The 230-nt window shown below is 73.9% G+C and carries 1 pseudogene; it reads right to left on the reverse strand.

The annotated features are described in order from the left end of the window. Positions 1-230, reverse strand: a pseudogene (locus tag SB816_RS35440) (UDP-N-acetylglucosamine 1-carboxyvinyltransferase); the annotation flags it as partial.

Consider the following 230-nt stretch of genomic DNA (forward strand, 5'->3'; position numbering starts at 1 on the left):
GGCCAGCGCGGCGGCCATCGGCAGGTTCTCGGTGCCGGTGACGGTGACCATGTCGGTGCGGATCGAGGCGCCCTCCAGGCGTTTGGCGCGCGCCACCACGAAGCCGTGCTCGTTGCTGATGTCGGCGCCCAGCGCCGCCAGGCCCTTGATGTGCTGGTCCACCGGACGCTGGCCGATGGTGCCGCCGCCCGGCAGGCTGACGCGGGCTTCGCCGAAGCGCGCCACCAGCG

This window comes from Achromobacter sp. SIMBA_011 (assembly GCF_046535435.1).
In the GTDB taxonomy this organism is placed as follows: Bacteria; Pseudomonadota; Gammaproteobacteria; order Burkholderiales; family Burkholderiaceae_B; genus Achromobacter; species Achromobacter dolens.